The sequence below is a fragment of the Enterobacter sp. 302C9 genome, from assembly GCF_034106085.1.
Classification (GTDB): Bacteria; Pseudomonadota; Gammaproteobacteria; order Enterobacterales; family Enterobacteriaceae; genus Enterobacter; species Enterobacter asburiae_B.
This window is the reverse complement of record NZ_JAWNBW010000001.1, coordinates 761,661-774,280: the sequence shown is the minus strand read 5'-3', so window position 1 is coordinate 774,280 and position 12,620 is coordinate 761,661. Positions and strand designations below refer to the sequence as shown.

Sequence of the window (12,620 nt, the reverse complement as noted above, 5' to 3'; positions counted from 1 at the left end):
GATTATCTCGCCTTTTTTTATTCGCTCACCGCAGTGATGTTTTGCGCTTTTCCCCGTCGCGATGCCAGCCAAAGACCGCTGTTTTTCATGGCATAGCCAAACAGCAACCCCAGCGCCAGGGAGGGAACCACCAGCTTCCAGTCACCCTGCCCTGCAAAGGTCGCGCACGCCCCCATAAAGGTCCCCGGCACAAATGAAAGCAGCAGATGCTTAGCCTGGATGCACATTAAAAAGGCAACGACACCCGTCATGACGTACCCCAGCATCTCCATATGCGGCGCCAGCGCGCTGCCCTTCATGATCACCAGCGCCCAGATAACACCGCTCATCAGCGTGCAGCCAGAGATAAAGAGCCCTTTGACGCCCCCCTGCGGACAGGCGAAATAGGCGGTGCAGCCGAGGAACCCGGCCCAGCTGAGCAATCCGAGAGACACGGCTACCCATCCCCAGAGTCCGGAGAGAATACCTGTCGTTAGTGCGATACAAAGTAATATATTCATGGCGCGCATCTTAGCAGATGCGCACCATAGAAATGAGATCAGAAGCACATTACGTGCAAGTTGAAATGTTGAGTTGCAGAATTTATGTGATCTAAATCACTCTTCGTTCTCTTCTTCCAGCTCATCCCACATTGCCGCGATAGCGTCGCGGGTCAGCGGAGCCAGCGTTCTCCAGAATGGCGAGGTGGCATGCGCTTCGACTTTACCCAGGAATGTCCCGACCCACGGCAGCAGGTACGTTTCGAACAGGGTTTCGATGGCTTCATTCTCATCATCACCGGCGTTGTCTTCGATCCAGGACGCCGCCAGCAGCAGCGTACCGATATGATCGGCTGGCGTATCGCTCAGCGGCATACCGCGCGTGGAGAGGAACGCGCGGACTTCCGCTTCCGTTGCCCCGTCCTGCCAGGCTGAACGGTATGGCGAAACGCGGCACTCATCGCCAACGAACAGCGCATTGTAGTCCGTCGCAATCTGCTGCATGTCGCAGCTTTTTTGCAGACGTTCCAGTAAATCATCCTGTTCCAGCGGCCAGTTCTGCGCCAGTTTGCCTTCACGAATTAACGTAAAGAGCGGAACCAACAGCGGGTCTTGCGGCTGGCGATAATAGAGCGTACCCAGCACGCGGCAGAGGATGGAAAACTCGTTCATTTTTATGATTCCATTACACAATTAAAGATCGGCAAATTCGGCTATCGGTTCCATTCCGCGCGACTCGAGGAAATCGAGCATGCGGCGTGGGGTCACGTTCAGGATTTGCGCTTCCGGGAAGTTAACATCATTCAGCACTTTCAGGCACTCGCTGAAATCGCCCAGCGTAAACGCGGTATGAGAATCTGAGCCCAGCGCCACCATGCCACCTGCGTCACGCACGGCGGCAGCCACTTCGCGGCAGTTGGCTTCACTGCCCTTACGCGAGTGCACAAAGGAGGAGTTATTAATCTCCAGCGCCACGCGGTGCTTCGCTGCCGCCTGCGCGACAGCCTGAATATCAATCGGATACCTCGGGTTACCGGGGTGGCTGATAATGTGCACATTGCCGCTGGCAATGGTAGCAATCATCGCCGCGGTGTTGGTGTCTTTATCCTGAGGCGGGAAAACCGGCTCATGAAAACCGGCGAGGATAAGGTCAAGAGACGTCAGCATCGGGCCGGTGCAGTCGATCTCACCGTCGGTATTTTTGATGTTCGCCTCAATGCCGCGCAGTATCCCAATGCCGTCCACCAGACGTGGCCAGATCCGCATATTCACAAAATGCCAGTAGTGCGGCGCATCCGCCATGTCCGGGCCATGATCGGTGATCGCGAACAGCTTGATGCCTTTAAGCTTCGCCTGGGCGATATAATCATGGAGGTTGCTATACGCGTGGGTGCTGGCGACGGTGTGCATATGCAGGTCAACGGGATACATCTCTCTCTCCTCTGCGGTTTTTCCAAAGGATAGCAGTTATCAGCGGCGAATATTAGCAAAAACCCGGCGAACGCCGGGTTTCTCTCAGTAGCCGCGCTGTCTGTCGACCTGTCCGGTGACCGCGTTACCCTTTTCCATTTCGCTGATGGTATGGGATATATACGCCACCGCTTCTGCCGGACGCGTCACGGCAGCCACGTGCGGGGTCATCGCCACGCGCGGGTGCGCCCACAGCGGGCTTTCCGCGGGCAGCGGCTCACGGCTATAGACATCCAGCATGGCGCCTTTTAGCTTTCCGCTGTCCAGCGCCTTCAGCAGATCGCCTTCCACGACATGTACCCCGCGCGCCAGGTTCATCAGGTAGCTCTGGTCGACGAGCTGATTGAGCAGGGCTTCATTGATGATCCCTACCGTTTCCGCCGTGTTTGGCAGCAGGTTAATAAGCACGCGTGTCCCTTTCAGGAATGCAGGAAGCTCATCCGTTCCGGCAAAACTCTCAACGCCCGGATAATCCTTGCGGCTGCGGCTCCAGCAGCGCAGCGGGAATCCCCACGGGGCAAGCGCTTCGGCCACTTTTGAGCCCAGCACGCCCGCACCGAGTATGCCGATCGTAAAGTCTTCGCGATGGTACTCCGGCAGCGGCTCCCAGTGGGCTCGCTGTTTAAAGGCCTGATAATCATCAAAGCGGCGGAACCAATGCAGCACCTGGCTCACGGCATATTCCTGCATTTGCTGGCCCATTCCGGTATCTTCCAGGCGGAAAAGGGGGACATCTTCCGGCAGCATTTCAGGGTGTGCCTTCAGTTTGCTCAGAATGGAATCCACGCCGGCTCCCAGGGCAAAAACGGCCTTCAGCTTGCGGCCCTGGAGCATTTCTACCGGAGGATGCCAGACCAGCGCATAGTCAGCATGTTCATTATCGCCACGCTTCCACTCGCGAACGCGTGCGCCGGGTAACGCCGCCGAAAGCGCCTTGATCCAGTATGCCGTATCAAACGTGGGGTGATAGAAAAGTATATCCATAGTCATTCCTGCCTTTTATTGCGCTGATTTATTTTGCTTTTTCACTGGACGGTCAGCATAACAAATTTATAGCGCAACTGTGTTGCTGATAAAAAAGACGCTTTCAGCACATTTAAGAATCATGTTGCCTGAAGTTTGTCTAAACGCGCTAAATTACTGAAAAAGTGAGTTGACGGCAGTTCGGCTTTTCCTTACATTAGCGCCCGTCCCGGCAACAACGGGATGACAATATGGTGAGGTGTCCGAGTGGCTGAAGGAGCACGCCTGGAAAGTGTGTATACGGCAACGTATCGGGGGTTCGAATCCCCCCCTCACCGCCATATTTAAGATGAGAGCTCGTACGAAAGTACGGGCTTTTTTCTTTTATATTCTCCGTAAAGGGGGGGATGAGAACCCCCGGTGCTATATGCAGCTCGGTGCGGCCTGAGCCCCTCACCCTGCCCCTCTCCCCAGGGGAGAGGGAAGTGTTACTCTTCCACCATCCGCGCATACTCTTCGGTCAGAAAATCCACCAGCGTCCTGACGGACGGCAGCAGGCCGCGCCGCGAAGGATAAACCGCGTGAATCACTTCGCGTCGGGGTTCCCACGCATCCAGCACCTGTACCAGTTCCCCCGTCGCCAGCTGGTCCTTAACCATCAAAATCGGCAGCTGCACCACGCCGATGCCTGCCATGGCAGCTTCACGTAGCGCCAGCATGTCGGTGGTGATCAATCGAGGATGGTAATGGATCTCCGCTTTGGCACCTCCGGGACCGGACAGCTCCCATTTATGAATATGTTTCCCCTCGTTCATGCTTAACCCGGGCCAGGCACTGAGTTCAGACGGCACGACGGGTTCTCCCATGCGTTGAATCAACGCCGGACCCGCGACCAGACAATGTCCCCTGTCAGCCAGCACCCTTAATACCAGATCGCTGTCATCAAAGGGACGCGGGCGTACGCGGATCGCGATATCAACCCCCTCTCCCACCAGGTCTACCCGCCGGTTGGTCGCCTCAAGCTGAAGATTAATCCCGGGGTAGCGCGCCATAAATCTGGCCAGCATCGGACCCACGTGGACATGCAACAGAGTTATCGGGCACGTAATTCTGACAACACCGCGCGGTTCAGCCTGCAGTGCCGCCACGGCTTCCTCCGCGGCCTCGGCCTCCACCATCATCGCTTTACAGTGCTGGTAGAAGGTCTGCCCGACCTCGGTCACCGTAAACTGTCGGGTTGTTCGGTGGATAAGCCGCACGCCAAGGCGTTCCTCGAGCTGCGCTATCCGGCGGCTTAGCCTGGACTTTGGCAGATCAAGCGCCCTTCCCGCCGCCGCAAAGCCGCCGTAGTCCACCACCTTCACAAACCAGACGAAGTCATTGAGATCCTGCATAAATCCTCATCGTTCCATTTTCAGGACAGTGAATGCCAATTTCACTATCTACCGGAGTATTAACTCTGAATATAAGCTAATTACATCAACAGAACATCAGGAGTTAATCATGAAAAACGTAACAGGCGTTTATACCGCTCCCCGCCAGCACTGGGTTGGCGATGGTTTCCCGGTCCGTTCGATGTTTTCTTACCAAACCCACGGCGAGCCGCTGAGCCCGTTCCTGCTGCTGGACTATGCGGGCCCGTACACCTTTCCGGCAGATGGGGCGAAACGCGGCGTAGGCCAACACCCTCACCGGGGTTTTGAAACGGTCACCATCGTCTATTCCGGTGAAGTGGAGCATCGCGACTCCACGGGCAAAGGCGGCGTCATTGGCCCCGGCGACGTGCAGTGGATGACGGCAGGTGCAGGCATTTTGCACGAGGAGTTCCACTCCAGCGCGTTCTCGCAGAAAGGCGGAGAACTGAAAATGATGCAGCTTTGGGTCAACCTGCCGGCCAAAGACAAGATGGCGGCACCGGGCTACCAGAGCATGACGAAGGATGCGATCCCGGTCGTGACGCTACCGGATAACAGCGGTTCGCTGCGGGTTATTGCCGGTCGCTACGAGGCTGTAACCGGCCCGGCGCACACCTTCTCACCGCTCAACGTCTGGGACATCGCGCTGAACCTGGGAAGCCATCTGACGCTCAATCAGCCCGAAGGCTGGAGCACCGCGCTGGTCGTGCTTGAAGGCAACATTACGGTGAACGGTACAACGCAGGCGGGTGAAGCCCAGCTGGTCGTTTTGAGTCAGGAAGGCGACAAACTGCACCTGGAGGCGAACAGCGATGCCAAAGTGCTGCTGATGGCCGGCGAGCCGCTGAATGAACCCATCGTGGGCTATGGCCCATTTGTGATGAACAGTAAAAGCGAAATCAACGAAGCCATTCGTGATTTTAACTCCGGCCGCTTCGGTCAGATCTGAAATTAATAAAAGGAGAAGATAATGTCTACACCTGCGAATTTTAATGGCGCACGTCCGGTTATTGATGTGAACGATGCGGTGATGTTGCTTATCGATCACCAGAGCGGTCTGTTCCAGACCGTTGGGGATATGCCAATGCCGGAACTGCGCGCCCGTGCGGCTGCGCTGGCAAAAATCGCGACTCTGGCGAAGATCCCGGTGATCACCACCGCGTCCGTCCCGCAGGGACCGAACGGACCGCTTATCCCGGAGATCCACGCCAACGCGCCGCATGCACAGTATGTTGCGCGTAAAGGCGAGATCAACGCCTGGGATAACCCGGAGTTTGTTGCGGCGGTCAAAGCGACCGGGCGCAAGACGCTGATTATTGCGGGTACAATCACCAGCGTCTGCATGGCCTTCCCATCAATCAGCGCGGTGGCGGACGGCTATAAGGTGTTTGCGGTGATTGATGCCTCCGGCACCTACAGCAAAATGGCGCAGGAGGTCACCCTGGCGCGCGTGATGCAGGCCGGTGTGGTTCCGATGGATACGGCGGCGGTGGCCTCTGAGATCCAGAGAACCTGGAACCATGAGGACGCAGCCGAGTGGGCTGAGGTGTATACCCACATCTTCCCGGCTTACCAGCTGCTGATCGAAAGCTACGGCAAAGCACAGGAAGTAGTTAAAAACAGCGAAGTGCTCGATTCACAGCGTTAATAACCCGTGCTGCGACAAGAGCTGATTAAGGCTTAACCGAACGAGCACGAATACAGAAAATCTGCTTGACCGTGTTAGCGCAACTCCCTATAGTAGCGCCCCGTTGCCCCCCAAGCGGTCAGGCAGCAAAAAAATATGGTGAGGTGTCCGAGTGGCTGAAGGAGCACGCCTGGAAAGTGTGTATACGGCAACGTATCGGGGGTTCGAATCCCCCCCTCACCGCCATATTTAAAGAAGAGCTCGCATGAAAATGCGGGCTTTTTTTTCGCATGTTGCACGCCTGCGGGGGGATGAGAATCCCCGACCGGGGTTCGACAACTGGCGACAGCCAGTTGGACAGACTGAGAGCGCAGCGAACAGGCTGCCCGCAGGGCGAGCGAAGCGAGTCAATCCCCCCCCTCACCGCCATATTTAAAGAAGAGCTCGCATGAAAATGCGGGCTTTTTTTTCGCATGTTGCACACCTCTGGGGGGATGAGAATCCCCCGGTGCTATATGCAGCCCGGTGCGGCCTGAGCCCCTCACCCTGCCCCTCTCCCCAGGGGAGAGGGGATAAAAAGCACAAAAAACAAAGCCCGGTTTCCCGGGCCTTGAACACAACAGCAAACTCAATAATACGCTTGAAGCGTGCGCTGACAGAGCGCCGAACGCACGCAGTCCTCTTTGGTGAAGCGTACCACCCCAATCATCTCATCTTCCTCAAAACGTGACATGGCGTCGCTCAGCCCGGATTTCACGCCGGATGGCAGGTCACACTGGGTAATATCGCCGTTAACGATAACCGTCACGTTCTCCCCGAGGCGCGTTAAAAACATCTTCATTTGCGCAGCGGTCACGTTCTGAGCCTCGTCAAGAATGACGACCGCATTTTCAAATGTACGTCCGCGCATATAGGCGAACGGCGCGATTTCCACCTTGCCAATCTCTGGTCGCAGGCAGTACTGCATAAAGGATGCACCCAGTCGCTTCACCAGCACGTCATAGACGGGCCTGAAATACGGAGCAAACTTCTCCGAAATATCTCCGGGCAGGAAGCCGAGATCTTCATCAGCCTGCAGTACAGGACGGGTAACAATAATGCGCTCCACATCCTTATGAATCAGCGCTTCCGCCGCTTTGGCTGCACTGATCCAGGTTTTCCCGCATCCGGCTTCACCGGTTGCAAAGATGAGCTGTTTACTCTCGATAGCATTCAGGTAGTGCGCCTGAGCCTCATTGCGCGCCACAATTGGAGAATTATCACGGCTGTCTCGGGCCATGCCAATTGCTTCTACGCCACTCATCTGCACAAGCGAGGTGACCGATTCTTCTTCACGCTGTTTATGGCTACGTGAATCCCGTCTCAGCACACGTTTTGCTTCGCGACGAGCTTTGATCACTGCTTTTTGTCTTCCCATGGATAGCACCTTGAGTTGTTGGTATTCATCACACGCGCCAGCTTCGGCACGATTATGCGCACGAACATCAGAGGGTTGGCTTCCTTGTAAGCCATTGCTTGCTTTATCGGATAACGATACGGAACAGCTACGCGCACCGTTCTGCACGTCGGTCGAATCAGATTCTTGAGGGAGGGGGGAGAATTTAGTGGTGAGGAAATCGCTGCCGGAGTCTGAGCCTCCGCGCCGGGTGCTGCGGTTGTTATGTTTACCTTGTCCAGTACAGGACGCAACCATTCGCGATCTCCATAGTGATTCAGCATCACTGCCGGGAACTACCGCTGTCTTATCTTAAGTACATCAGGAGTTATCATAAATGCAACATTTATTTTACCTGAATGAAACTTTTAAGACTGTCCCTACAGGTGAAATCAGTCTCATATAGAAATATTACAGAAATATAACAGGAGGATAGTCATATGAAAAATAATGTCCCCGCGAACGGTTGCGGGGACAATTATCAGGCTTCAATAAGACCTTGAGCGAGGTACGCGTTCCGATCGCGCACGCCCGGCAGGGCAAAGAAATAGCCGCCGCCGATGGGCTTAATGTACTCTTCCAGCGCTTCGCCGTTGAGCCGCTTCTGCACGGTCAGGAAGCCTTTTTCCAGATCGTGCTGATAGCAGACGAACAGCAGCCCCATATCAAGCTGTCCGGCGTTGGTCACGCCGAGCGAATAGCTGTAGCCACGACGCATCATCAGGCTGGACTGCGTCTCTTTGGTGCGCGGATTAGCCAGACGAATGTGGCTGTCCAGCGCGATGGTATCGCCATTGGGATCGCTGGCGTAGTCGGGCACGTCATGCTCGTTCTTCATGCCGAGCGGCGCGCCGCTTTGCTTATCGCGACCAAAGATCGTCTGCTGCTCCTTCAGCGGCGTGCGGTCCCAGAACTCCACGTGGAACTGAATAATCCGCACCGCCTGATAGCTGCCGCCCACCGCCCACGCCGGTTCGCCCTGATCCGCCGTCACCCATACCACGTCTTTCATCAACGCCGCATCGCTGCTGTCCGGGTTGGCCGTACCGTCCTTAAAGCCCAGCAGGTTCACCGGCGTCTCTTTCCCTTTACTGCGGGCGGCGTGGTCCGAGATAAACCCTTCCCGCTTCCAGCGCACGCTCAGCAGATCCGGCGTGTGCTTGATGATATCGCGCAGGGCGTGGATCACCGTGTCCTGAGTATTGGCGCAAATCTGCAGGAGCAGGTCGCCATGGCACAGCGCCGCGTCCAGGGAGTCATTCGGGAAACGCGTCATTTTCTGCAGCGCTTTCGGCTTCTGTTTTGCCAGACCATAGCGCGCGTCAAACAGCGACTCACCGAGCGAAACGGTAATGGTCAGATTATCCGGGGCGATAAACGGCCCCAGAATGCCGGAGTCCATTGGCGGAAGACGAGGGTTCGGCGTATCGGGCGCCGGTCCGCCGGCGGTGAGAAACGCGATGCGCGTCGTCAGCAGGCGGAACAGGCGCTCCAGATCGGCTTTATCGCTGGCCAGCGAATCAAAGGCCACCAGCATCATGGACGCCTGCTGCGGCGTCAGGATGCCCGACTGATGCTCGCCATAAAACGGCTGCGTCTCCATGCGGGCATTGGGTGACAGCGTGCCGGGCGCGCTCTGCGGTTTCGCCGCATGCGCTACCGGACAGCCACCGGCCAGAGCAAGAGCGCCCCCCAGCGCCCCTACCCCTTTTAACAATCGACGACGTGAAGGCTCAACCACATCGTTTTCGCTATGCTTATTCATCGTGCTTAGTCCAGACCCAGTACGCCGCGCAGCAGAGAGAGATCTTCCGCCAGGGCGGTAATCGGGCCTTTCAGCGCGTTACGGTCGGCATCGGTCAGCTTGTCGTAGGTTTCAAACCCGTCTTTGGTACGATACTTCGCCAGAATGGTATCGACTTTTTTGAAGTTGGCATCCACTTTGGCCAGCAGTTCGCCGTTCTCTTTCTGCAGCTGAGGACGCAGCAGGTTAACAATTTTCTGCGCGCCGTCGACGTTGGCCTGGAAGTCCCACAGATCGGTATGGCTGTAGCGATCTTCTTCGCCGCTGATTTTGCTCGCGGCCACTTCTTCAATCAGACCAGCCGCGCCGCCCACCACTTTTGACGGCGGGAAGGCCAGCTCGCTGATGCGCTTTTGCAGCTCCAGCACGTCGCCGTTCAGCTGCTCGGCGTATTTCTCCATCCCTTTGGTAGAGTTGTCGCCAAACAGGGCTTTCTCCAGACGGTGGAAACCGGTGAATTTCGGATCGGCGGCTTTCTGCTCGTAATCATCTTCGCGGGCATCAATGCTGCCATCAAGGTCAGAGAACAGTTCGGCAATCGGCTCGATGCGCTCGTAGTGCTGACGGGTTGGCGCATACAGGGATTTTGCTTTTTCGATATCACCGGCCTTCACCGCATCGGTAAAGGCTTTGGTTGCCGCCGCCAGGTCCGCCGTCTCTTTCGTGACGTAGGCTTTATACGCCGTAATCGCGTCGCCCAGGCTCAGCACCGCAGCACCTTTCGCCGCATCGGCCGTCGCTTCACCTTTGACGATCAGCTTTCCTTTAGGGTTGGTCAGCAGACCGCAGGTCATCTCATACTCGCCCGGCTGCAGGTTGGCGGTCATCTTCTGGCTGAAGCCAGGGGCGATGTTTTCACGCTCCTCCACCACCAGAACCCCTTTCAGGATCTCCCACTCCAGCGCTTTCTGGCTGTGGTTCTGAATAATGAACTGGGTTTTGCCGCTGTTCACCGTGAGGGTCATCGGCTCACACTGCTTATCATTAACGGTGACTTTAACCTGAGGAACATCCGCGCCCCAGGCGGAGAATGCAGAAGCGAACAGCGCGGCAATGCCTGCGCATAACGCACTACGACGGAACTGAATTGCCATGACTCTTCCCTTTAAAAGTATGTTGTAACTAAAACAAAAATTATGGCGTAACGCGCGACGCCTGCGTGCCGGTACGCGGCGGCATTGCGAACAGCACCAGCGCCGGAACCAGATAAATAAAGTACATCGCCACTTCGCTGACGCTCGGCGTTTCCTGATAGCCGAAGATACCTTCGAGCAGGGTGCCGGTCAGAGAATGGGTTGAGAGCACGTTGCTGAGGTCGAACGCCACGTCCTGGAAATGGTTCCACAGGCCCGCCTCGTGGAAGGCGCGAATCGCCCCTGCCGCCAGCCCAGCCGCCACCAGCAGAATAAACAGGCTGGTCCACTTGAAGAAGGCGCCCAGATTGAGACGAATGCCGCCCCAGTAGAGCAGAAAGCCCAGCACAACGGCGGTTGCCAGCCCGAGCATCGCGCCAACCGGCGGCCAGATACCGACATCCTGCTGAAACGCCGCCAGCAGGAAGAAAACGGACTCCAGGCCTTCACGCGCGACGGCAAAAAAGACCATCATGATCAGCGCCCAGCCGTGGTTATTGCCCTTTTGCAGCGCGTTATCCACCGCCTGCTCCAGCTGCACCTTCACGTTACGGGAGACTTTACGCATCCAGAACACCATCCAGGTCAGGATCACCACCGCAATTACGGCGACGATCCCCTCAAACAGCTCCTGCTCTTTCTGCGGGAACTCCCCGGTGGTTTCGTTGATGAGGATACCGAGGCCCAGACAAAGTGCCGCGGCAAGGAATACCCCGACCCACATGACGCCAATCCAGCGTCCGCGCTGGGTTCGCTTCAGATAGCTGGCGATGAGGCTCACGATAAGGGCAGCTTCAAGCCCTTCACGTAACATAATGAGAAATGGAACAAACATGCCGACACCTTAAATGTTTATCGCGGTCAACTGATGCAAAGAAAGGTAAATTCTTGTGATAGTGATTATCATTACGGCGAAAAGAAACACAAGCGAAATGTGTGGTGTTTTGATGACGAGTTGTAAACGCCGAGCCTGGTAATAGTTACATACGTTACGTTCAGGTTTATAAGTTATAACGAAAATGCCCATTTACGCTGGTACGGGGCTGTGGCTAAATATCCGCCTCAAACACCTGGTGAAAATTAATTATGTTTAAAATTGTCCATTTCCTGCTGGCGCTGGTCATTATTCTCGCGCTTGCCTGGCTGGTAAGTTTCGACCGCCGAAAAATTCGCATTCGTTATGTTTTACAGCTGATTGTTATTGAAATTGCGCTGGCGTTCTTTTTCCTGCACGCCGAAAGCGGGTTATTCCTGATTAAATATGTTTCCGGCTTCTTTGAGTCACTGCTGAAATTTGCTTCGGAAGGGACCAATTTCGTCTTTGGCGGAATGGGGGAAAAAGGGCTGGCGTTCATTTTCCTCGGCGTGCTTTGCCCAATTATTTTTATTTCCGCGCTGATTGGTATTCTTCAGCACTGGCGGATCCTGCCGATTTTTATTCGGGTCATCGGCACGCTGCTGTCAAAACTGAACGGTATGGGCAAGCTGGAATCCTTTAACGCGGTGAGCTCGCTGATCCTCGGCCAGTCGGAAAACTTCATTGCCTACAAGGGCGTGCTGGGCGATCTCTCCTCTCGTCGTCTCTTCACCATGGCGGCCACGGCTATGTCGACGGTCTCCCTGTCGATTGTCGGCGCCTATATGACCATGCTCGACGCCAAATTTGTCGTCGCGGCGCTGATTCTGAACATGTTCAGCACCTTTATTATTCTCTCCGTCATCAACCCGGCGCGCCCGGAAGCGGAACCGGATATCAAGCTGGAAAAACTGCATGAATCGCAGAGCTTCTTCGAAATGCTCGGCGAGTATATTCTGGCCGGTTTTAAGGTGGCGATGATTATTCTGGCCATGCTGATCGGCTTTATCGCGCTTATTAGCGCCGTTAACGCCCTCTTCTCCAGCGTATTTGGCATGAGCTTCCAGCAGATCCTGGGCTATGTATTTTATCCCCTGGCATGGCTGGTGGGTATTCCGCTGAGTGATGCCTTAAATGCGGGCAGTATTATGGCGACCAAGCTGGTGGCGAATGAATTTGTGGCGATGATTGAGCTGCAAAAAATCGCGCATCAGATGTCCCCGCGCGGGCTGGGCATTTTATCCGTCTTCCTGGTGTCCTTCGCGAACTTCGCGTCCATCGGCATTGTGGCCGGGGCGATTAAGGGCCTTAACGAGCAGCAGGGGAATGTGGTGTCGCGGTTTGGTCTGCGTCTGGTGTACGGCGCGACGCTGGTGAGCCTGCTGTCGGCGAGCTTTGCGGGGTTGGTGCTCTGATGCAATACCGGGTGGCGCTTCGC

General features: G+C 55.9%; 12 protein-coding genes and 2 tRNA genes. 5 read left to right on the top strand and 9 right to left on the bottom strand.

Annotated elements, in window-relative coordinates; genetic code table 11:
- Positions 1 to 17: 17 nt before the first annotated feature.
- From UR289_RS03700 to ghrA, 4 genes are all read right to left on the bottom strand, one after another.
- Entirely contained in the window at positions 18 to 500 is a 483-nt protein-coding gene (locus UR289_RS03700; protein WP_072196684.1) for a DUF1097 domain-containing protein, read from the bottom strand.
- A 96-nt stretch (positions 501 to 596) separates the two neighbouring features.
- Complete coding sequence (locus UR289_RS03695) at positions 597 to 1,151, bottom strand: molecular chaperone (RefSeq protein ID WP_033145180.1); 555 nt, start codon at positions 1,149 to 1,151, stop codon at positions 597 to 599.
- A gap of 21 nt (positions 1,152 to 1,172) precedes the next feature.
- A complete protein-coding gene (locus UR289_RS03690; protein ID WP_033145179.1) occupies positions 1,173 to 1,910 on the bottom strand; it encodes a phosphatase in 738 nt (245 codons plus the stop codon).
- Between the two features lie 84 nt (positions 1,911 to 1,994).
- Positions 1,995 to 2,933, bottom strand: a complete 939-nt coding sequence (gene ghrA, locus UR289_RS03685; protein WP_048979206.1) for a glyoxylate/hydroxypyruvate reductase GhrA — start codon at positions 2,931 to 2,933, stop codon at positions 1,995 to 1,997.
- A 232-nt stretch (positions 2,934 to 3,165) separates the two neighbouring features.
- On the opposite strand from ghrA, the gene UR289_RS03680 reads away from it, so the two are divergent.
- Positions 3,166 to 3,253: transfer RNA gene (locus UR289_RS03680), tRNA-Ser, on the top strand.
- A 147-nt stretch (positions 3,254 to 3,400) separates the two neighbouring features.
- On the opposite strand, the gene UR289_RS03675 is transcribed toward UR289_RS03680, so the two are convergent.
- The gene (locus UR289_RS03675) at positions 3,401 to 4,306 is read right to left on the bottom strand and encodes a LysR family transcriptional regulator (protein ID WP_318591892.1); all 906 of its coding nucleotides are present in this window, start codon (positions 4,304 to 4,306) and stop codon (positions 3,401 to 3,403) included.
- A 109-nt stretch (positions 4,307 to 4,415) separates the two neighbouring features.
- On the opposite strand from UR289_RS03675, the gene UR289_RS03670 reads away from it, so the two are divergent.
- The 3 genes from UR289_RS03670 to UR289_RS03660 all read left to right on the top strand — a co-directional run bounded on the left by UR289_RS03670 (position 4,416) and on the right by UR289_RS03660 (position 6,200).
- Entirely contained in the window at positions 4,416 to 5,276 is an 861-nt protein-coding gene (locus UR289_RS03670; protein ID WP_064672263.1) for a pirin family protein, read from the top strand.
- A gap of 21 nt (positions 5,277 to 5,297) precedes the next feature.
- Positions 5,298 to 5,975 (top strand): isochorismatase family protein, encoded by a 678-nt coding sequence (locus UR289_RS03665; protein WP_320709168.1) that lies wholly within the window; start codon positions 5,298 to 5,300, stop codon positions 5,973 to 5,975.
- Between the two features lie 137 nt (positions 5,976 to 6,112).
- A tRNA-Ser gene (locus UR289_RS03660) sits at positions 6,113 to 6,200 on the top strand.
- Positions 6,201 to 6,582: 382 nt separating this feature from the next.
- Here the strand turns inward: UR289_RS03660 and phoH are convergent.
- From phoH to efeU, 4 genes are all read right to left on the bottom strand, one after another.
- Entirely contained in the window at positions 6,583 to 7,371 is a 789-nt protein-coding gene (gene phoH / locus UR289_RS03655) for a phosphate starvation-inducible protein PhoH (RefSeq protein ID WP_024908976.1), read from the bottom strand.
- Positions 7,372 to 7,870: 499 nt separating this feature from the next.
- Positions 7,871 to 9,154 carry an iron uptake transporter deferrochelatase/peroxidase subunit gene (efeB, locus tag UR289_RS03650; RefSeq protein WP_213751066.1) on the bottom strand — a complete coding sequence of 428 codons (1,284 nt, stop codon included), beginning with the start codon at positions 9,152 to 9,154 and terminating at the stop codon, positions 7,871 to 7,873.
- Between the two features lie 5 nt (positions 9,155 to 9,159).
- Positions 9,160 to 10,287: an iron uptake system protein EfeO gene (gene efeO / locus UR289_RS03645; protein WP_045354579.1), complete on the bottom strand. Its 1,128-nt coding sequence runs from the start codon at positions 10,285 to 10,287 to the stop codon at positions 9,160 to 9,162.
- Between the two features lie 40 nt (positions 10,288 to 10,327).
- Positions 10,328 to 11,161 carry an iron uptake transporter permease EfeU gene (gene efeU / locus UR289_RS03640; RefSeq protein ID WP_033145172.1) on the bottom strand — a complete coding sequence of 278 codons (834 nt, stop codon included), beginning with the start codon at positions 11,159 to 11,161 and terminating at the stop codon, positions 10,328 to 10,330.
- Positions 11,162 to 11,412: 251 nt separating this feature from the next.
- On the opposite strand from efeU, the gene UR289_RS03635 reads away from it, so the two are divergent.
- Positions 11,413 to 12,597 (top strand): NupC/NupG family nucleoside CNT transporter, encoded by a 1,185-nt coding sequence (locus UR289_RS03635; protein ID WP_029740188.1) that lies wholly within the window; start codon positions 11,413 to 11,415, stop codon positions 12,595 to 12,597.
- Positions 12,598 to 12,620 lie beyond the last annotated feature (23 nt).